This window comes from Enterobacter sp. WCHEn045836, assembly GCF_003965585.1.
GTDB lineage: Bacteria > Pseudomonadota > Gammaproteobacteria > Enterobacterales > Enterobacteriaceae > Enterobacter > Enterobacter dissolvens.
In genome coordinates this window covers 133,756-151,624 of sequence record NZ_RXPT01000008.1, presented here as the reverse complement: position 1 = coordinate 151,624, position 17,869 = coordinate 133,756, and the positions used below count along the sequence as shown (strand labels likewise).

Genomic DNA, 17,869 nt, shown 5'->3' with positions numbered 1-17,869 from the left:
TTACTTAATCAGGCGGCTGTGTACGCCACACGTTGTTCACGATTTAATCCCTGAAGCGCCGACACGTCGACGATCAGCGCCACGCTACCATCACCCAGAATGGTGGCGGCAGAAATACCCGGCACTTTGCGGTAGTTGCTTTCGAGGTTCTTCACCACCACCTGGTGCTGACCGATCAGCTGGTCAACCAGCAGTGCGTAGCGGCGACCCGCACTTTGCAGGATCACCACGATACCCTGCGTGGCCTCTGTTTTCGCGCCATCCACTTCGAAGACTTTCCACAATTCCACCAGCGGCAGGTATTCGCCACGCACTTCGAGCACACGCTCGCCACCCGCCAGCGGATGCAGATCTTCTTCACGTGGCTGCAGTGATTCCATCACCGCATTCAGCGGCAGAATGAAGACTTCGTCCGCCACTTTGACCGACATGCCGTCGAGGATCGCCAGCGTCAGCGGCAGCAGAATACGAATGGTGGTGCCAGAGCCCTGTTTAGACTGGATCTCAACGTGGCCGCCCATCTCCTGGATGTTACGCTTCACCACGTCCATCCCCACGCCGCGTCCGGAGACGTCGGTCACCTGCTCAGCGGTAGAGAACCCTGGGGCGAAGATCAGCATGCCCACTTCTTCATCGGTCATGTTTTCGCTGACCGCCATGCCCTGCGAAATCGCCTTCGCCAGGATGCGCTCACGATTAAGGCCCGCACCGTCATCGGTCACTTCGATACAAATGTTCCCGCCCTGGTGCTCTGCGGAGAGGATCAGGTTACCCACCGGGGATTTGCCGGCTGCAATGCGGTTTTCCGGCAGTTCGATACCGTGGTCGAGGCTGTTACGCACCAGGTGCGTTAACGGGTCGATAATGCGTTCAATCAGGCTTTTATCAAGCTCGGTGGAGCTGCCCATCAGCGTCAGTTCAATCTGCTTATTGAGCTTACCGGCCAGGTCGCGCACCAGACGCGGGAAGCGGCTGAAGACATATTCCATCGGCATCATACGGATGGACATCACCGATTCCTGCAGATCGCGGGCGTTACGCTGTAACTGGCCCATACTGGTAATCAGATCGCCGTGCGTGACCGGGTCCAGTTCGTTAGAACGCTGGGCCAGCATTGACTGGGTGATCACCAGTTCGCCGACCAGGTTGATCAGCTGGTCAACCTTCTCAACGGCAACGCGGATACTGGTCGATTCGCTGGAGCGCGCCGCCGGTTTTTCACCGCGGCCCGGGGCGGCGGCCTCTTTCGGTACGGCTTTCAACGCCGGGGCAGCAGGGGCGACCGCAGGTGCAGCAGCCTGAGCCACAACAGCAACCTCCTCCACTGTAGCCGGGGCTTCAACGGCAACCGCTTCCGTTTCAAAGGCAATTTGATCGGCTTCGATAACAAAGCACAGCACCGCCACGATGTCATCCTGGCTGATACCGTCTTCAAGCGTCGCGGCAAGGCTGTCTTTGCCTTTCACCACGTTGCTCAGTGTCGCCAGGTTACCCAGCTCCTCTTCCAGCAGGTTGACCTCATTCTCTTTCAGGCGCGACAGCACAACGCGCAATTTTTCCGCTTTAGCAGCGGCAGGCGCTGACGCCTCAGCGGCAACCGCATCGACCACGCTCAGTTTGGCGGCAGGGACAACGGCTGCGGCGAGCTCACCTTTTGCTTCCAGCGCAAGCTGGCGCAGCGCATTGCAGATGTATTCAAAGCTGGCGGCATCAGGCTCTGCCGAACTTTTATAGGCGTCGAGCTGTTCCTGCATAATATCTTTGGTTTCCAAAAACAGGTTGATAATGTCGGTATTGAGCTGCATCTCACCGCGTCGTGCTTCATCAAGCAGGTTTTCCATTAAATGGGTGGTTTCCTGCAAAATGGTAAATCCAAACGTTCCGGCTCCGCCTTTAATGGAGTGCGCGGCGCGGAAGATGGCATTGAGCTGCTCGGAGTCTGGCGCTTCAGGCACCAAATCCAGCAAATGTTGCTCCATATCGGCCAACAATTCGTCGGCTTCATCAAAGAATGTCTGGTAAAAATCGCTAATATCCATGCTCACGCTATCACCTCGGATTGGCTGGTGGCGATGTTGGAACGGCAGCCGAAGGAACGGCCCCAGGCTGTTTTAAATCGTCCAGTGACTCATTCTGACTTTCGGCGTTTTCATGCAGGATGGCCTGCTCCGCCTGCTGGTTCAGCACTAAAAGACTGATACGACGGTTGATGGCGTCATCCGGCCCGCGGTCGGAGACACGCATGGTTGCTGCCATGCCGACCACGCGCAGTACCTTGCCATCATCAAGCCCACCCGCCACCAGCTCGCGACGCGAGGCGTTGGCACGATCGGCAGAAAGCTCCCAGTTGCTGTATCCCTTTTCGCCCGTGGCATACGGGAAGTCATCCGTATGGCCTGACAGGCTGACGCGGTTTGGAATACCGTTCAGCACTGGCGCAATGGCGCGCAAAATGTCGCGCATATAAGGCTCAACCTCCGCGCTGCCGGTCTTGAACATCGGGCGATTCTGGCTATCAATAATCTGGATACGCAGCCCTTCCTGTACCAGATCGATCTTCAGGTGCGGTCTCAGCGCACGCAGTTTCGGGTCCGCTTCAATCAGCTGGTCGAGATCGCCACGCAGTTTCTTCAGACGCGCCTGCTCCATCTTTCTCTTCAGCTCGTCGATGTTCGGCTCTTTTTTCACTTCACCCTGCTGCTGGGTGTAATCATCGCCGCCACCGGGGATCGGGCTGTCGCTGTTAGAGATACGCGGCCCACCGGAGACCGCAGTCGCCAGTGGCGTACGGAAATACTCCGCAATCTGGATCAACTCTTTCGGGCTGGAGATGGAGATCAGCCACATCACCAGAAAGAAGGCCATCATTGCGGTCATAAAATCGGCGTAGGCAATTTTCCAGGAGCCATGCGCACCGTGCCCATGCCCCTTATGCTTGCGCTTTTTTACGATGACGATCGGATGGGACTGGTTTTTCATGCGTCCTCAGTTGTCGTCTGTTGGTTTGGGTTTTTCACCGCACGCACGTGTTCTTCAAGCTCGATAAACGACGGACGCTCGCTGGAGTAAAGCGTTTTACGACCAAACTCAACCGCGATCGGTGGCGCATAACCGTTGAGGTTAGAGAGCAGCGTGATCTTCACGCACTGCATCATTTTGGTGGTTTCCGCGCTCTTCTGGCGCAGAACGCTGGCCAGTGGCGAGATAAAACCATACGCCAGCAAAATACCGAGGAAGGTCCCCACCATCGCGTGGGCAATCAGCGCCCCCAGCTCTGCCGCCGGACGATCTGCCGAGGCCAGCGCGTGGACAACCCCCATGACCGCCGCCACGATACCGAAGGCCGGCAGGGAGTCCCCCACCAGCGCCAGGCTGTTGGCCGGTACTTCGGATTCGCTCTCGTGGGTTTCGATCTCTTCGTCCATCAGCGCTTCAATTTCGAAGGTATTCATGTTGCCGCTGATGATCAGGCGCAGATAATCGACAATGAAATCCAGCATCATGGCATCCGCAAGAATGCGCGGATAGCTGGCAAAAATTTCGCTCTCTTTCGGGTTTTCGATATCCCGCTCCAGCGAGAACATCCCCTGCTGACGCGACTTCGCCATCAGGCGATAGAGCAGTGCCAGCAGATCCATATACATGCTTTTGGTGTATTTCGAGCGACGGAACAGCAATGGAATAGCTTTCAGCGTCCCCTTGATCGATTTCCCGTTGTTGCCAACGATAAAAGCCCCTACCCCTGCGCCGCCGATGATAATAAGTTCAGCCGGTTGATAGAGTGCTCCAAGGTGCCCGCCGGTCATCATGTAACCGCCGAAAACTGTACCGAGAACTACCAGGTAACCTAATAAGATAAGCACGACATCATCCTTCCGCTAGTGACTATGGCAAGGACGTTCAGCTCGCAGCGTTTACCGAATTCAGGGTAAAAAAAAGCAGCGGTAATGGCTTACCGCTGCTGGAATCTTGCCCACACGTTCGGGTTAAACAGCTTGTTCGATCTGTTCATCCAGCAGTTGTGGAATAATATCGGCAGCATCCCGGGAAAGTTTACGTCTTTTTACTGCGCGGGATGGAGGCTGACATAAACTACAGGCGAAGCTGCCTGCAGGCTGATGAGCATGGGTAATAAAATTGCCATCGCAGCAGTTGCAGCGCGACAATTCAAGCATTCCGCTCTCAACAAAACGCACCAGCGTCCATGCGCGGGTCAGCGCCAGCAGGGGACCTTCTTCCTGCTGTGGGCATTGTTCAAGGTAAAGTTTATACGCTTTGATCACGGCATCAACGCCGCTACACAAACCGGTTTTGAGAAGGTACTGCCAGGCATTACAGAACATGGAGGCGTGAATGTTCTGCTCCCAGGTCATAAACCAGTCCGTTGAAAACGGCAACATTCCTTTCGGTGGAGGACTACCGCGTAACTCTTTGTACAGTTTGATGAGACGACCACGGCTCAACTGAGTCTCGCTTTCCAGCATTTGTAAACGAGCACCCAGTGTAATCAGCTCCATGGCCAACTGTATGTCACGCGCTTCCTGAACAATGCTTTTCTCGCTCATTTCTACGCTCTTTTCTTACGGGCTGCGTCATCAGGCTGGCTGATTTCGTTGAGCAAGCGGGTGGAGAGGAGAATACCGGTATGGATCTGTTGCAGATCGTCCACACGAGATTCCTGTGTCAGCCGCGTGATGGTCTGCGGATTATCGAAGCGGAACTGGCAAACCAGTTGATTCGTTTCAGCCAGTTTAACCATTTGAGGCAGGGTTAATCCGCCCAGCATGGTCGCCATCTCTTCGTTAATACCCAGACGAAACATCGCGGACGCTTTGTCCTGACTAATCAAACGCTGCGCGAGCAGTAAATATGACAAGTTGATGTCATAGATATGTTTTAGCAACTCGGATGTATGCATTTTTCCCATCCCGAATAACCAACTATTGTTTTTATGCGGAAAGACCGCACCCCGTGATGTCGCCGGGAAATCACCCGGTATTTAAAAAAAAAGGCTAAATGCATAGTTGAATTTAGGTTTGTATTCAGCAAAACGTGCAACAACGAAACGCAGCAGCGTTTCTTACAGGTTTTATCATTTCTTACAAATAACTAAGATTTTTCCTAATTCGACGCAAACTCTACTCGTCAGTTTTGACACATACAATGCAGCCTACCTCAAATTTAAAAAAAATGTGATCCACGTCACATAATTTAAGTGAATATCATCCATAAATCCATCAGTATGACTTGTAATTTGTTCATTATTTGAACAATCGAGACCATTTTATATTCTTAATGGACGAATACTCATGCAGAAGTCTGAACCGAGGGGCCATTGCGATTGCTTTTATGCTCATTAACGACTACCGCAACAATTCACATACTGTACATCTCAGGAGCACATTTTCATTACCTATGAAAAACATACAGTTATGCCTGAGGGGTTATAAAATTGTTTCAATGCGTGATCATTCGAATTGTGTTTATAACTCGTTAAAACGATTTAACAGCACGCGAGTGAATTTGTGTGATTTACGTTAAGTTGTTAATTTTTTTCATTTGGACGCGGTTTCCAGTTATTCTTCTTATAAGAATAATTAATGAATAATTATGAGAAGCTTCACACTATTGTCGTATTCACCTCTTGCAGAAGTGGTGATTTCGCGGTAATGCTGACGTAGACACGGTTTTTCAGACAGCTAAGGAGTGCGTGATGAGTTACGCCCATCTTCTTGTTTCTGTTGCAGTTTCACCGGAAAGTCATCAACTCGTTGCCCGGGCGGTTTCCATCGCCCGCCCGCACAATGCACGCATCAGCCTGATCACCCTTGCGGCCGAACCCGAGATGTATAATCAACTGGCCGCGCCGATGCTAGAGGATATTCGTGGGGTTTTGCAGGAAGAAACGCAGCAATTTCTGCGGGAACTGGTTGAGAAAGCGCACTATCCTGTTTATCAGACCGTCATTGCGACAGGTGAATTAAATGAGCATATTCTCAGCATGTGTCGAAAAGAGAATATTGATTTAGTGATCTGCGGAAATCATAACAAGAGCTTTTTTTCACGCGCGGCCTGTGCGGCGAAATCGATTGTCGCCTCAAGCCAGGTTGACGTGTTGTTAGTGCCTCTTGGGGGTCGTTAAACCCCCAGAGGAATATCACGCGAGTTTAGGGAATGTCGCGATCTTTTTTTGTAGAACGCCTTCGTGACTTTGCGGCTCGATATTACGCAAATCGCGAATAAAACGTGCCTGCCAGTGATTAATATCGTTCTTGCGAATCGTCTCCATCATTTCCGCATGACGGGAAATACGTTCCGTCAGCGGCATCGTCAGGGCACGGTTGAGCGCGTTCGCCACATCATCCCGGTCATAAGGGTTAACGATAAGCGCTGAGGTGAGCTCATTGGCGGCGCCCGCAAACTGAGAAAGCACCAGCACCCCCGGATCGGCCGGATCCTGTGCCGCCACATACTCCTTTGCCACCAGGTTCATCCCGTCGCGCAGCGGCGTAACGAGGCCGACGTCGGCATAGCGGAACACCTTCATCAGGATCTTACGGTCAAAATGTTGGTTCAGATAAAACAGCGGCGTCCAGCCCAGCTGGCCATAGCGGCCATTGATCCGCCCCGCTTCCGTCTCCAGTTGATGACGGATATCCTGGTAGGCCTGCACTTCCCCACGCGAGGTTGGCGCGATCTGTGTATAGCGGATTTTACCGTGGTGCTGCGGGTATTTATCCAGCAGTGTTTCATACGCCAGGAAGCGCTCCGGCAGCCCTTTGGAGTAGTCGAGACGCTCCACCGAGAAGATATTCTTCACGTGTTTTAGCTCGTTTTTAAGCTGCGCCAGCTTCGGTGGCAACGGACCAGACGCCTGCTCAGCAATCTCATCCGGCTCTATCCCAATCGGATAGACTTCGGTGTGGAACGTTTTACCCCACGCCGTATGCGTTTTCCCCCCTTTCGTCATCAGACGCGTTTTGCCTGATACCGAATCCAGGAATGCAATGCGATCATTCTCAGTCTGGAAGCCCAAAAGATCATAGTCGCACAGCGCTTCCAGCAGCTCTTCGTGCGGTGGCAGCGCGGTAAAAATTTCCGGCGTCGGGAACGGAATATGGAGGAAGAAGCCGATACGGTTGTTAACTCCCCTTTTACGCAACTCACGGGCGAAGGGAAGCAGATGATAATCGTGGATCCATAAAATATCGTCTTCCTCGATTAAAGGCAGCAGTTTATCCGCCAGCAGCGCATTGACGCGGCTGTAGCCTTCAAACGATTCTCGCTGGAATTTTACCAGGTCAAGACGGTAATGGAACGCAGGCCAGAGCACCGCATTCGAGAACTCGGAGTAGTACTCGTCATAATCTTTCTCTTTCAACGCGAATGACGCCCACGTGATGTTGCCGCGCGTCACTTTTTTGAGTGGTTTTTCCTCCTCACTGATGTCTCCACTCCAGCCAAACCACAGCCCCCCAGCGGCTTTTAAGGCACCTAATACCCCCACCGCCAGGCCACCTGCACTGGCTTTTTTATCGTCAGGCGGTGCGATACGGTTAGAGACGACGACTAAGCGACCCATAATGGTTTCCCCCCTTGTTTTGCGCTATTTGTTGTTGTTGCTGGTTAGCGATGTCAGATATCCACTGCCAGACGCTGGCCACATTTGCCAGACGCCATTCGGCTTCAGTGTCACCAGGCCCAACCTTCACGGAGATCCCTCCAGCCTGATTCACTACGCGAAACCCGGCCTCATCGGTCAGGTCATCCCCCAGAAAAACGGGCGTCCGGCCCTTGAAAGGCGGCGTTGCCATAAACGCAGCAATCGCAGCGCCTTTATTGATCCCCTTCGGTTTTAGCTCCACGACGCATTTACCCGGCTGCAGCGCCAGCTCAGGATGCGCATGCGCGACCCTGTCGGCGAGCGCAAGCACAGCCTCTTCATGCTGGGGTGCCTGACGGTAGTGCAAGGCAAAGGCCATACCTTTGGCTTCCAGCTCTGTGCCAGGCAGCTCCGCCAGCGCAGCAGAAAGCTGTGCCTGCAGTTTGTTAATTAATGCGTCGGGGAGTGTAACGATGTGCGTATGATCATGGATGTCGCGGCGCTCCGCTCCGTGTACACCGGCCAGCGGAAAGTGGTAAGGACTGGCGAGCAGATCCAGCTCGGCCATTGAGCGCCCTGATATCAATGCCAGTGCTCCCTCATTCAGTTGCGAGAGCTGATGCAAATCCTGTAATACCGCCTCCGGGATAACCACCTGGTCGGGGTGCGGTTTTATCCCGGCGAGCGTGCCGTCGAGATCAAAAAAGAAAGCATAGTGTCCGGGCAGTACAGGCGGTGCGGTTAACATGTCAGCCACCCTGGTCCTCCTTACGGTTTACGAGAGGTAAACGCCTTTACCTCTTTCATAGCCATGTAAGTATAGACAGTGTGACGTCGCTCGCCATTTGACAACCGCCCCGCCAGCAGAACTGGCGAGGCGATTCAGATGTCAACTAAGGTTATTAGTTGAGCAATTTAAAGGCAGGAAAAACGTTATACGGTACGCTTCGCTTTTTGCTTGTAACGGTCGAAAATCACGGCTGCGAGCAGGATCAGGCCACGAACCACATACTGCGAGAATGGCGAAATATTCAGCAGGTTCATGGCGTTCTCCACGGTCCCCAAAATCAGGATACCGGCCACCACATATGAGATTTTTCCGATGCCACCTTTCAGGGAAACACCCCCTAAAACGCAGGCTGAGATGACGATCAGCTCGTACCCGATGGAGGTCATAGGCTGACCGCTGGTCATGCGTGACGCCAGAATAATCCCCGCCGCCGCCGAGACCAGACCGGAAAGCACAAAGATAATGATCTTGGTACGCACCACCGGGACACCCGCCAGCCGCGCCGCTTCCTCATTACCGCCAATCGCCAGCGTATTACGGCCAAACGTGGTGCGATTAAGCAGGAAGCCGAACAGGATCAGGCAGGCCACCGTCAGCCAGATTGGCGCAGGTAATCCCAGCCAGTTCGCATAGCCCAGGGTGAAGAAGCGCTCGTCTTCAATCCCCACCGCTTTACCGTCGGAGATGATATAGGCCAGACCGCGCACTATTTGCATCGTTGCAAGCGTGGTGATCAGGGCGTTAATCTTCAGGCGGGCAATCACAAACCCATTGACCAGACCGCTGATGACGCCCAGCAGCAGACCCGCCAGCACGCCAATCCACAGGCTTTCGGTCATGTTGATCACTACGGCGGTGGTGACACCAGCACAGGCAATCACAGAGGCCACTGACAGGTCAAAATCGCCCGAGGCCAGACAGAAGAGCATCCCGCAGGCCACCATGCCGGACATGGAGATAGCCAGCCCCAGCCCTTTCATATTAATGAAGGTGGCAAAGTTGGGCACAAAGATTGCGCAGGCAACAAAGAGTGCGGCAAAGACCACCAGCATGCCGTACTGATCCCAGATGCGGCCAAAACTGAAAGCCGACTTCGGCGCTCCGGATGTAGTAACAGAGGACATCATTAACTCCTTACTCAGGCGACAGCCTGGCTAACTTTCGGCATGGCGAGGCTCAACGCCTGTTGTTCATTCGCCTGTTCATGAAGCAATTCACCGGCGATTTCCCCTTCACGCATCACAACAATGCGATCGGCGACGCCGAGTACCTCAGGCAGATCGCTGGAGGCGAACAGCACCGCCACACCGCGTTTTGCCAGCTCATAAATCACGTTATAAATTTCGTGTTTCGCCCCCACATCGATGCCGCGCGTTGGCTCATCCAGCAAAATGACCTTCATATCCTCCGACAGCCAGCGGCCTAAAATCGCCTTCTGCTGGTTACCGCCGGAGAGATTCATGATCAGCTGTTCCGGGCCCGGCGTTTTGATGTTCAGCGAACGGATATGGTGGTCGGCGTTGCTCTCCTCCCAGCCGTCGTTGATCAGGCAACCGGCGCGAATAAACTTCCGCCGGGCGGAAATATTGATGTTGTCGCGAACCGAGTGCACCGGAATAATGCCTTCGGCTTTGCGGTCTTCCGGGCAGAGCATCATGCCGGCCTGAATGGCATGCGCAGGCTTCTGGATATCGACCCGCTGCCCGTCAATGGAAACCTGACCTTCGGTGATGCGTGTACCGCCAAACAGGCCTTTCATTAACTCGCTGCGTCCCGCCCCCACCAGGCCAAACAGCCCGACGATTTCACCGCTGCGCACCGAGAGCGAGATCGGCGTCCGCACGCCCGGTGCTTTAACGTTCTCCAGCTTCAGGCGCTCAGGACCGTATTCGCGAGGCTGCCAGTGATAGATATCCCCCAGCTCGCGGCCGACCATCGCCTGGACGAGCTGGTCGTGGTTGACCTGCTCCATGTCGGTAAACGTGCGCACGTAGCGACCATCTTTAAACACGGTGATGGCATCGCTTAAGGCAAAAATCTCTTCCATACGGTGCGAAACATACAAAATAATGCGGCCTTCTTTACGCAGCTCGCGGATCACCCGGAACAAATTCTCGATTTCACGTGCGGACAGCGAACTGGTCGGTTCGTCAAAGGCAATGATTTTGGCGTTACGCGCCAGCGCCTTGGCAATTTCAACCATCTGCCACTGGCCGATGGAGAGATATTTCAGTGGCGTCTGGGGATCGACGTCCAGGCCAAGGTGCTTCAACTGCAGCCCCGCTTCATAATTAAGTAGCGAACGATTCACCACGCCGCTTTTGTGCGGAAGCTGGCCTAAATAGATGTTTTCCGCCACCGTCATCTCAGGGATCAGGTGCAGCTCCTGATAGATGATGGCCACCCCGGCGTTGAGCGCGGCGGTGGTATCAGCAAATGCCACCTCTTCGCCACGAATGGCCAGCGTGCCGGTGGTTGGCGTGTAGTTGCCGCTGAGGATTTTCAACAGCGTGGATTTTCCGGCGCCGTTTTCGCCCATCAGGGCGTGCACCTGACCGGCATAGCAGTCGAAGCTGATATCGGTCAGCGCGTTGACACCGGGAAAAGTTTTCCCGATACCGCGAAAAGAGAGATACGGATCAGACTGTCGCATAACGTCTCCGTGATTCCTGTAGTGTGTACGTCTGGCCCCTCGTGGTTCGCGAGGGGCACAATCACCGCGAATTACTTACCGCCCAGTCCTTTTTTCGCCAGCTCCTCTTTGAAGTTGTCGCGGGTGATCAACACCACGTCGGTCACTTCAGTAAATTTCGGCGGTTCAACCCCTTTGGTGACCCAGTTGTACAGCATTTCGCTGGATTTATAGCCGTGTACGTCCGGGCTTGGCAGCAGAGAGCCGTAGAACCCGGTCGCCTGCGCTTTAGAGAGTTCACTCACCGCGTCGACGCCGTTGATGCCGATGCCGATCACATCAGGCGCTTTAAAGCCCTGACCTTCCGTGGCGCGCACGCCGCCCAGCACAGTGTTATCGTTCATGCCAACCACCAGCCAGTGTTTGACCTCCGGATGCTGAACCAGCATGGAGTTGGCAGCGTCGAAGGCCCCCGGGATATCGTTGGATTTGGTTGGGACTTTATAAATCTGTTTTTCCGGGAAGCCGGCCGCTTTCAGCGCGTCCATGGAACCGGTGGTGCGACGGCGGGCGGTATCCAGTTCGTCGGCGGTAATGGCCATCACGGCGGTCTCTTTCACATCCCAGCCGCGTTTTTGCATCTCTTTATAGAGTTCCTGGCCCTGACGTTCGCCAATTTTGGTTGCCGCCATCATGACCAACGGCACGCTGTCCATCGGTTTGCCCTTGGCATTGACGAACTGATCGTCAACCGCAATGACTTTCATGTCGTAGCCGCGCGCTTTGGCTGCAATCGCTGAGCCCAGTTTTGGATCCGGTGTACAGATAACGAAACCTTTTGCACCACTGGCCGCCAGGCTATCGATGGCGTTCAGCGTTTTTTCACCGTCAGGCACGGCGATTTTAATGACTTCAAAACCTAAATCTTTCCCGGCTTTATCGGCGAATTTCCATTCGGTCTGGAACCAGGGTTCTTCCGGCTGTTTTACCAAAAAACCGAGTTTTAAATTCTCAGCGATAGCGGATTGTGACATAACGGCAGCCAGACCGATGGCCGCCAGCGCTTTAGTAAATTTGTGCATGGTAAACTCCAGCATTAGCGTTCTTTTCTGTAGGGAATATTTGCGTACTTCTTATTTAATCGGACTTAAAACAAGGCATTAGCGCTTACCTCGTCATAAGCGTTAGTGCTGGTGATAGTTTTAGCGGGAAATTAATCATCCATAAGAGAGCGCCATCACACCGCAGAATTACAGTAATTGCGTACATAAATTCAGCGAAAAATGACATAAAAATGGCTGGAATTGTCGGACAAATGAAACAGAGATAAGCAGAATTATCCATAAGATCAGCTAAGAAATCCCTGATAACCAGACACGCGGGTTGCGGCCGCGATGGTGGCAGGAAGATCTCCTCATCCAAATGTGTTTTGAACCCGCGTTGCGGGAAAAATGGCATCAGGCGCTATTGAATAAAAATTGATTTAGCGCAATTTAATCAATGCATCATATAGTTGAAAGAGTTAATCCCGAATTATCCATTTCACCGAGTATTATTTCGACTCACTATTTCCGCCCGGCAAATATCAATAGACAAATACAAATAAAGCATAAATATCAACAAGTTATTTAAATTGTGATTTATAACAACATATTGTTATTTTTGTACTATATTAAATTTTGTAATGTATGGTAAAAGCAAGCCAATTAAGAGTTTTCTTAATCCTCTCGCAGGGGTATGCTTATTTAAATCGAACACAGGAAGTGAATATTCGGTCGACTTTTGTCGCTGCAGAAATGTTTTTCTGCCACTTACTCGTCTTAACCTGCCCGTTCAGGTTTTGTTACGGACATCACACCCAACAGTCTATAAGGATATTGGTATGACTACCCAAACGATGATGCAAAAACTCAATGCGCAGATGAACCTGGAGTTCTATGCGTCGAATCTGCACCTCCATTTGAGCGAGTGGTGTTCTGAAAACCGTCTCAACGGTACCGCCACTTTTTTTCGTACCCAGGCGCAGAGTAACGTCACCCATATGATGCGCGTCTTTGACTTTATGAAAGGCGCAGGGGCAAACCCTATCGTCAAAGCCCCTGATGCGATTAATGGTCACTACTCCTCGCTGGAGGAGTTATTCCAGAAAACGCTTGAAGAGTATGAGCAACGCTGTGTCACGCTGAATAAACTGGCTGATGAAGCCAGGGCACAGCATGACAGTACTACCCTGCAGTTCTTGCGCGATATGGACAAAGAGCAGCAGCAGGACGGCATACTGCTCAATGCGCTGGCGGATGAGCTCCGCAATGCACAGCTGGCCGGTTTATGCCCGGAACAGACCGACCGCCACCTGCTTGATCTGGTGACCGTACAGCACCACTAAGCATTTTCGCCTGCTCCCGTTCGGGAGTGGGCCTCTTTTCTCACAGCCAACCTTCTGCTTTTCCTGAGATTTAACAAATCAGATCTCGCTCTCATTGATTATCCATACAAAATGTAATGATTTATTTAATTACATAATTAATGACGAGGGAGCATCATGATCACCATTGAGTTTATTGTCATCCTCCTGTGCCTGCTGACAGGCACCCGTTTTGGCGGGATGGGACTCGGGTTAATAAGCGGTATCGGCCTTTTTATTTTGACGTTTATCTTTGGTCTGCAGCCCGGTAAACCCCCGGTTGATGTGATGCTGACCATCCTCGCCGTGATCGGTTGTGCGGCTACCCTGCAGACGGCAGGCGGCCTGAATGTGATGATGCAATTTGCCGAGCGCCTGCTGCGCAAACATCCTCAGCACATCACCCTCCTCGCCCCCTTTACCACCTGGATGCTGACCTTTCTGTGTGGTACCGGGCATGTGGTATACACCATGTTCCCGATTATTGCCGATATTGCCCTAAAAAAAGGGATCCGCCCGGAACGCCCGATGGCCGTCGCATCGGTGGCATCGCAAATGGCGATTACCGCGTCTCCGGTCTCCGTTGCCGTGGTGTCGCTGATATCGATCCTGGGTGCCCAGCACGGCATCGGTCACGCGTGGGGGATCCTCGAAATTCTCGCCGTGTCGGTTCCCGCCTCGCTGTTTGGTGTGGCGATTGCCGCCCTGTGGAGTTTGCGCCGCGGGAAAGATTTAGCCGATGACGTGGAATTTCAGGAAAAGCTGAAGGATCCGAAACAGCGTGAGTTTATCTACGGCGGAACCGAGACGTTAATGAATCGACGTTTTCCGAAACAGGCCTACTGGTCCACGTGGATTTTCTTCGCCGGGATCGCGGTGGTTGTCCTGCTTGGCGCATTGCCTGAACTGCGCCCGGCGTTTGAGGTGAAAGGCAAACTGACGGCGCTGTCGATGAACCTTGTCATCCAGATGATGATGCTCATTGCGGGTGCGGTGATGCTGGTCGCCTGTAAGGTCAATGCGGCAACCATTTCTAACGGCGCGGTATTCAAAGCCGGGATGGTGGCGATTTTCTCAGTGTTCGGGGTGGCATGGATGAGTGATACCTTTTTCCAGGCGCATCTCGACGAGCTCAAGCTGGCGCTGGAAGGGGTCGTGAAAAGCCATCCGTGGACCTATGCCATCGTGCTTTTCCTGGTCTCTAAACTGGTGAACAGCCAGGCGGCAGCGCTGACGGCCGTTGCCCCGATGGGCCTGATGCTGGGTATCGATCCGAAAATGCTGATCGCTTTCTTCCCGGCGTCGTATGGCTACTTTGTGCTACCCACCTACCCAAGCGATTTGGCCTGCATCGGTTTTGACCGTTCAGGGACAACCCGTATCGGCAAATTTATCATCAACCACAGCTTTATCCTGCCGGGGTTAATCGGGGTGAGCTGTGCATGCGCGGCAAGTTATTTGCTGGTGCAAACTTTCTTTTAAACGCTTTCCGGGCGACAGACGCTGTCGCCCTTCTCACATTGCTTAACGTTAGTGAGACTCGCCCTGCGGCGTGAATCGCAGTTCAATCAGCGCGATAGCTTTCTGGATCGCCCGAAGCGTGACCGGATCTGCCGCCGCGGGATGGCTGGTAAAATCGATGTTTTTCAGCTGGGTGGACATCTTCTCGCGTACTTCGACCGGCGCAATAACATCTAGTACATCAAGGATTTGTTTGATGACCAGCTGGCATGCGACGACATCAGACACCAGCTCCTGATCGGCGCTCAGGTTTTGAGACATGGGGTTTCTCCTTATTTAAAGGCCGCCATAGTAACAAAACACGCCCCCTTTCATCTCCCTTCTGGCGATCGCAGGCATAAAAAAACCTGCCGAAGCAGGTTTTTTTATCAGAACATTGCGCCTGGCGGCACGTCTTTAAATGTGTTGCAGTAGTTAGCCCACATGCTTTTCAGGATTTTGCGCAGTTTCATTGTGATGCTCCATTAACTTGTTATACAACTTTATCGTCAATGTGCCTATAATATGACCACCATCACAAAAATCAATATTTTTGTGACTCACATCACAATTTTCTCTGCATACAGCCACGCATTTTAGCCGACAATCTCGCGCACAAAAGCCTCGATCTCTTTGTCCTGACAATTTTCAAAGAAGCACTGCTGGAAGCGCTGGCCGGATACGGCAGTTTTCACCAGCTCAGGATCGATAGCCCGTAACGTGTCCAGATAGTTCTCTTTCACCACAGCCGCTTTCACCTGATTCAGGATCCCCGCGTTACGGACCTGAGGCTCCTTACGCTCTGGTGGGTAACCTTCTCCCTTGCGCCCGGTGAACGCTTTTTCGAAAATAAAGCGTACGTTCAGCTCAGCGCCCCAGCCAAAGCCTTTGGCAAACGGCAGTGAAAGCGCGTTACCGTTGTTGATCTGAGCGAAGAGAAACGCATCCGCAGGATCGATGCAGTAGCCGCAGATCACGCCCGGGTGGATGTTCAGCGACATCAGCGCCCCCTGGCCCGTTCCACACCCAGTCACCACAAAATCAACGGCCTTCGCGTTCAGCAAAATGCTCGCCATAATGCCCAGATGGATATAGGTCAGATGATGGTCGTTCTCGTCGCTCATCCCAACGTTAAACACCGGGAACCCTTTTTCGTCGGCGACCGTTTTTAACTCTTTCAGTATCAATGGATTTTTAGCGGCCTGGCTGTTTTCCATCATCAGTGCGATTTTCATTGTCTCTCTCCTGAATGCGTTACGGGAGTGCCCGCTATGGATACGTTGTCATCATCACCCTACTATCTGACAAACGCACTTTCAAATTAAATGAAAGATTGTTTTAAAAAAATGAAGTAGGACTCACAATTTTCACCCTGACAATGGCTTAACCCGCCCGTTGCAAAGAGAAAGGGTAGATTATCTGGCTATTCCAGCCATTGCACCGGACAGCGACAGGTACGATAACGTATTTCCATCTACTTAGAGCGAACCATGAAAAGAGTCTACGTTGTCGGTACGATCCTGCTGCTCGCGGGATGTAGCATCAACCGCCAGGCACAGGTGAGTAGCCTGGATGCGCCGAACGGGATAGTCCGCCTCGACTATGGTCAGGCCGCGCTGCAAAACGCCTGGTCTGATGAATATGTTAATAACGGCACCGCAACTAAAGCGTGTCAGGGCATGGGATATGCCACCGCGTCTGCCTATGGTCAGCCCATTAAAACCTGCACCCTGATTAGCGGCTCACTGTGTCTGAACGAGAGCGTCACTATCCAGTACAAATGCATGGGTTATGCTGTTAAACCGGCCTCTAATAACCCGTGGTATTAATCTGCGCTGCCAGTCCTGGCTGGCAGCCAGTAAATAAAATAATTCTCATTTATAAATATAAAAAATTGCCAATGCGTTTTATTCCCATTCGTATTTTTAAATAAGCAGATATTTATTTTACTTTTTGCATATAATTAAATAACAAATTATAGTGTCGCTCATTGTGAACCAGAAATAATAAACCGGAGCGTCACCATGCTGAAAACTGAAATGATCGACAAGCTCAATGCTCAGATGAATCTTGAGCTTTTTTCATCCCTGCTCTACCAGCAGATGAGCGCCTGGTGCAGCTATCACAGCTTTGAAGGTGCCGCCGCGTTCCTGCGTCGTCACGCGCAGGAAGAGATGACCCACATGCAGCGTCTCTTTGATTATCTGACAGATACCGGCAGCCTGCCGCGCATTGATAACGTGGCATCGCCGTTTGCGGAGTATGGCTCGCTTGATGAACTGTTCCGTGCCACTTACGAGCACGAGCAGCTGATCACCCAGAAAATTAACGAACTGGTGCATGCGGCAATGACCAGCCAGGATTATCCAACCTTTAATTTCCTGCAGTGGTATGTCGCTGAACAACACGAAGAAGAGAAGCTGTTTAAATCTGTGCTGGATAAATTGTCGCTGGTCGGTAAAACCGGTGAAGGTCTTTACTTTATTGATAAAGAACTCTCAACGCTGGATACCCAGAATTAATATCGATAGGGCGCTGACTTTCAGCGCCCTATTTTTTTACATGCAGCCAGCACAGCTCGTACAGCGCCAGTCATGCGGATTTATGGCCTGGAAAAAGTATCGATAGTTGGCCGTCTCAAGGGGAATACCCGCATCAAAGAAAACATCCGTCAGCCAGTCCACGTTTTCGATAATCCACTCATCTTCTTTTAACCCCTGTGCGAAGGTCTCATCCTCCGGATCGATTATCGAATAAATAGCCCAGGTTCCCATATCTTTCTCGCGTCTGGATTCCGGCAGTACCAGCGCCGTATTCTGCCAGCTGATGATCCAGTGGCCGTGGCATAACAAATTACCGCCCCGGCTCCAGGCCGCCGTAAATGGATTCTCTCCCGCCATCAGAACCTCACTTTATTTTATATTTTGCAATTTCTGTTTA

General features: G+C 52.3%; 19 protein-coding genes. 5 read left to right on the top strand and 14 right to left on the bottom strand.

Annotation, left to right across the window (positions count from 1 at the left end; translation table 11 throughout):
* Positions 1-8: 8 nt before the first annotated feature.
* The 5 genes from cheA to flhD form a co-directional block, all read right to left on the bottom strand.
* Entirely contained in the window at positions 9-2,045 is a 2,037-nt protein-coding gene (gene cheA / locus EKN38_RS12555) for a chemotaxis protein CheA (RefSeq protein WP_014832427.1), read from the bottom strand.
* A 4-nt stretch (positions 2,046-2,049) separates the two neighbouring features.
* Positions 2,050-2,979: a flagellar motor protein MotB gene (gene motB, locus EKN38_RS12550; protein ID WP_014832428.1), complete on the bottom strand. Its 930-nt coding sequence runs from the start codon at positions 2,977-2,979 to the stop codon at positions 2,050-2,052.
* The gene (gene motA, locus EKN38_RS12545) at positions 2,976-3,863 is read right to left on the bottom strand and encodes a flagellar motor stator protein MotA (protein WP_008500417.1); all 888 of its coding nucleotides are present in this window, start codon (positions 3,861-3,863) and stop codon (positions 2,976-2,978) included. Before motA ends, motB begins: the two co-directional genes overlap by 4 nt.
* 123 nt (positions 3,864-3,986) lie before the next feature.
* A complete protein-coding gene (gene flhC, locus EKN38_RS12540; RefSeq protein WP_013096051.1) occupies positions 3,987-4,565 on the bottom strand; it encodes a flagellar transcriptional regulator FlhC in 579 nt (192 codons plus the stop codon).
* Between the two features lie 2 nt (positions 4,566-4,567).
* On the bottom strand, positions 4,568-4,918 hold the full coding sequence (flhD, locus tag EKN38_RS12535) for a flagellar transcriptional regulator FlhD (RefSeq protein WP_013096050.1): 351 nt from the start codon (positions 4,916-4,918) through the stop codon (positions 4,568-4,570).
* Between the two features lie 795 nt (positions 4,919-5,713).
* On the opposite strand from flhD, the gene uspC reads away from it, so the two are divergent.
* The gene (gene uspC, locus EKN38_RS12530; RefSeq protein WP_014832429.1) at positions 5,714-6,142 is read left to right on the top strand and encodes a universal stress protein UspC; all 429 of its coding nucleotides are present in this window, start codon (positions 5,714-5,716) and stop codon (positions 6,140-6,142) included.
* Between the two features lie 15 nt (positions 6,143-6,157).
* Here uspC and otsA read toward each other — a convergent pair whose 3' ends face one another.
* From otsA to araF, 5 genes are all read right to left on the bottom strand, one after another.
* Entirely contained in the window at positions 6,158-7,582 is a 1,425-nt protein-coding gene (gene otsA, locus EKN38_RS12525) for an alpha,alpha-trehalose-phosphate synthase (RefSeq protein ID WP_014832430.1), read from the bottom strand.
* A complete protein-coding gene (otsB, locus tag EKN38_RS12520; RefSeq protein WP_014832431.1) occupies positions 7,557-8,360 on the bottom strand; it encodes a trehalose-phosphatase in 804 nt (267 codons plus the stop codon). Before otsB ends, otsA begins: the two co-directional genes overlap by 26 nt.
* A gap of 176 nt (positions 8,361-8,536) precedes the next feature.
* Positions 8,537-9,517 (bottom strand): arabinose ABC transporter permease AraH, encoded by a 981-nt coding sequence (gene araH, locus EKN38_RS12515; RefSeq protein WP_014832432.1) that lies wholly within the window; start codon positions 9,515-9,517, stop codon positions 8,537-8,539.
* 14 nt (positions 9,518-9,531) lie between these two features.
* Complete coding sequence (gene araG / locus EKN38_RS12510) at positions 9,532-11,046, bottom strand: L-arabinose ABC transporter ATP-binding protein AraG (protein WP_013096045.1); 1,515 nt, start codon at positions 11,044-11,046, stop codon at positions 9,532-9,534.
* Between the two features lie 71 nt (positions 11,047-11,117).
* Positions 11,118-12,107: an arabinose ABC transporter substrate-binding protein AraF gene (gene araF / locus EKN38_RS12505; RefSeq protein WP_014832433.1), complete on the bottom strand. Its 990-nt coding sequence runs from the start codon at positions 12,105-12,107 to the stop codon at positions 11,118-11,120.
* A gap of 800 nt (positions 12,108-12,907) precedes the next feature.
* On the opposite strand from araF, the gene EKN38_RS12500 reads away from it, so the two are divergent.
* Both EKN38_RS12500 and EKN38_RS12495 read left to right on the top strand, forming a co-directional pair.
* On the top strand, positions 12,908-13,411 hold the full coding sequence (locus EKN38_RS12500) for a non-heme ferritin-like protein (protein ID WP_014832434.1): 504 nt from the start codon (positions 12,908-12,910) through the stop codon (positions 13,409-13,411).
* A 156-nt stretch (positions 13,412-13,567) separates the two neighbouring features.
* Positions 13,568-14,911 (top strand): anaerobic C4-dicarboxylate transporter, encoded by a 1,344-nt coding sequence (locus EKN38_RS12495; RefSeq protein ID WP_014832435.1) that lies wholly within the window; start codon positions 13,568-13,570, stop codon positions 14,909-14,911.
* 48 nt (positions 14,912-14,959) lie between these two features.
* Here the strand turns inward: EKN38_RS12495 and EKN38_RS12490 are convergent, their stop codons facing one another.
* The 3 genes from EKN38_RS12490 to EKN38_RS12480 form a co-directional block, all read right to left on the bottom strand.
* Positions 14,960-15,211, bottom strand: coding sequence for a DUF2766 family protein (locus EKN38_RS12490; RefSeq protein WP_014832436.1), 252 nt, complete (start codon positions 15,209-15,211; stop codon positions 14,960-14,962).
* Positions 15,212-15,318: 107 nt separating this feature from the next.
* The gene (gene azuC / locus EKN38_RS12485; protein ID WP_014832437.1) at positions 15,319-15,402 is read right to left on the bottom strand and encodes a stress response protein AzuC; all 84 of its coding nucleotides are present in this window, start codon (positions 15,400-15,402) and stop codon (positions 15,319-15,321) included.
* A gap of 123 nt (positions 15,403-15,525) precedes the next feature.
* Entirely contained in the window at positions 15,526-16,164 is a 639-nt protein-coding gene (locus tag EKN38_RS12480) for an RpiB/LacA/LacB family sugar-phosphate isomerase (RefSeq protein WP_014832438.1), read from the bottom strand.
* A gap of 255 nt (positions 16,165-16,419) precedes the next feature.
* Here EKN38_RS12480 and yecR point away from each other — a divergent pair, with 255 nt between their 5' ends.
* Positions 16,420-16,758, top strand: a complete 339-nt coding sequence (gene yecR / locus EKN38_RS12475) for a YecR family lipoprotein (protein WP_014832439.1) — start codon at positions 16,420-16,422, stop codon at positions 16,756-16,758.
* Positions 16,759-16,953: 195 nt separating this feature from the next.
* Complete coding sequence (ftnA, locus tag EKN38_RS12470; RefSeq protein ID WP_014832440.1) at positions 16,954-17,451, top strand: non-heme ferritin; 498 nt, start codon at positions 16,954-16,956, stop codon at positions 17,449-17,451.
* Positions 17,452-17,487: 36 nt separating this feature from the next.
* Here ftnA and EKN38_RS12465 read toward each other — a convergent pair whose 3' ends face one another.
* Complete coding sequence (locus EKN38_RS12465; protein WP_014832441.1) at positions 17,488-17,829, bottom strand: hypothetical protein; 342 nt, start codon at positions 17,827-17,829, stop codon at positions 17,488-17,490.
* Between the last annotated feature and the right edge of the window lie 40 nt (positions 17,830-17,869).

Coding starts and splice junctions, on each gene's coding strand:
- araF (WP_014832433.1), bottom strand. CDS start 12,107: ATGCACAAATTTACTAAAGCGCTGGCGGCCATCGGTCTGGCTGCCGTT.
- uspC (WP_014832429.1), top strand. CDS start 5,714: ATGAGTTACGCCCATCTTCTTGTTTCTGTTGCAGTTTCACCGGAAAGT.
- araH (WP_014832432.1), bottom strand. CDS start 9,517: ATGTCCTCTGTTACTACATCCGGAGCGCCGAAGTCGGCTTTCAGTTTT.
- araG (WP_013096045.1), bottom strand. CDS start 11,046: ATGCGACAGTCTGATCCGTATCTCTCTTTTCGCGGTATCGGGAAAACT.
- EKN38_RS12490 (WP_014832436.1), bottom strand. CDS start 15,211: ATGTCTCAAAACCTGAGCGCCGATCAGGAGCTGGTGTCTGATGTCGTC.
- EKN38_RS12480 (WP_014832438.1), bottom strand. CDS start 16,164: ATGAAAATCGCACTGATGATGGAAAACAGCCAGGCCGCTAAAAATCCA.
- EKN38_RS12465 (WP_014832441.1), bottom strand. CDS start 17,829: ATGGCGGGAGAGAATCCATTTACGGCGGCCTGGAGCCGGGGCGGTAAT.
- motB (WP_014832428.1), bottom strand. CDS start 2,979: ATGAAAAACCAGTCCCATCCGATCGTCATCGTAAAAAAGCGCAAGCAT.
- azuC (WP_014832437.1), bottom strand. CDS start 15,402: ATGAAACTGCGCAAAATCCTGAAAAGCATGTGGGCTAACTACTGCAAC.
- flhD (WP_013096050.1), bottom strand. CDS start 4,918: ATGCATACATCCGAGTTGCTAAAACATATCTATGACATCAACTTGTCA.
- flhC (WP_013096051.1), bottom strand. CDS start 4,565: ATGAGCGAGAAAAGCATTGTTCAGGAAGCGCGTGACATACAGTTGGCC.
- otsA (WP_014832430.1), bottom strand. CDS start 7,582: ATGGGTCGCTTAGTCGTCGTCTCTAACCGTATCGCACCGCCTGACGAT.
- EKN38_RS12500 (WP_014832434.1), top strand. CDS start 12,908: ATGACTACCCAAACGATGATGCAAAAACTCAATGCGCAGATGAACCTG.
- ftnA (WP_014832440.1), top strand. CDS start 16,954: ATGCTGAAAACTGAAATGATCGACAAGCTCAATGCTCAGATGAATCTT.
- EKN38_RS12495 (WP_014832435.1), top strand. CDS start 13,568: ATGATCACCATTGAGTTTATTGTCATCCTCCTGTGCCTGCTGACAGGC.
- yecR (WP_014832439.1), top strand. CDS start 16,420: ATGAAAAGAGTCTACGTTGTCGGTACGATCCTGCTGCTCGCGGGATGT.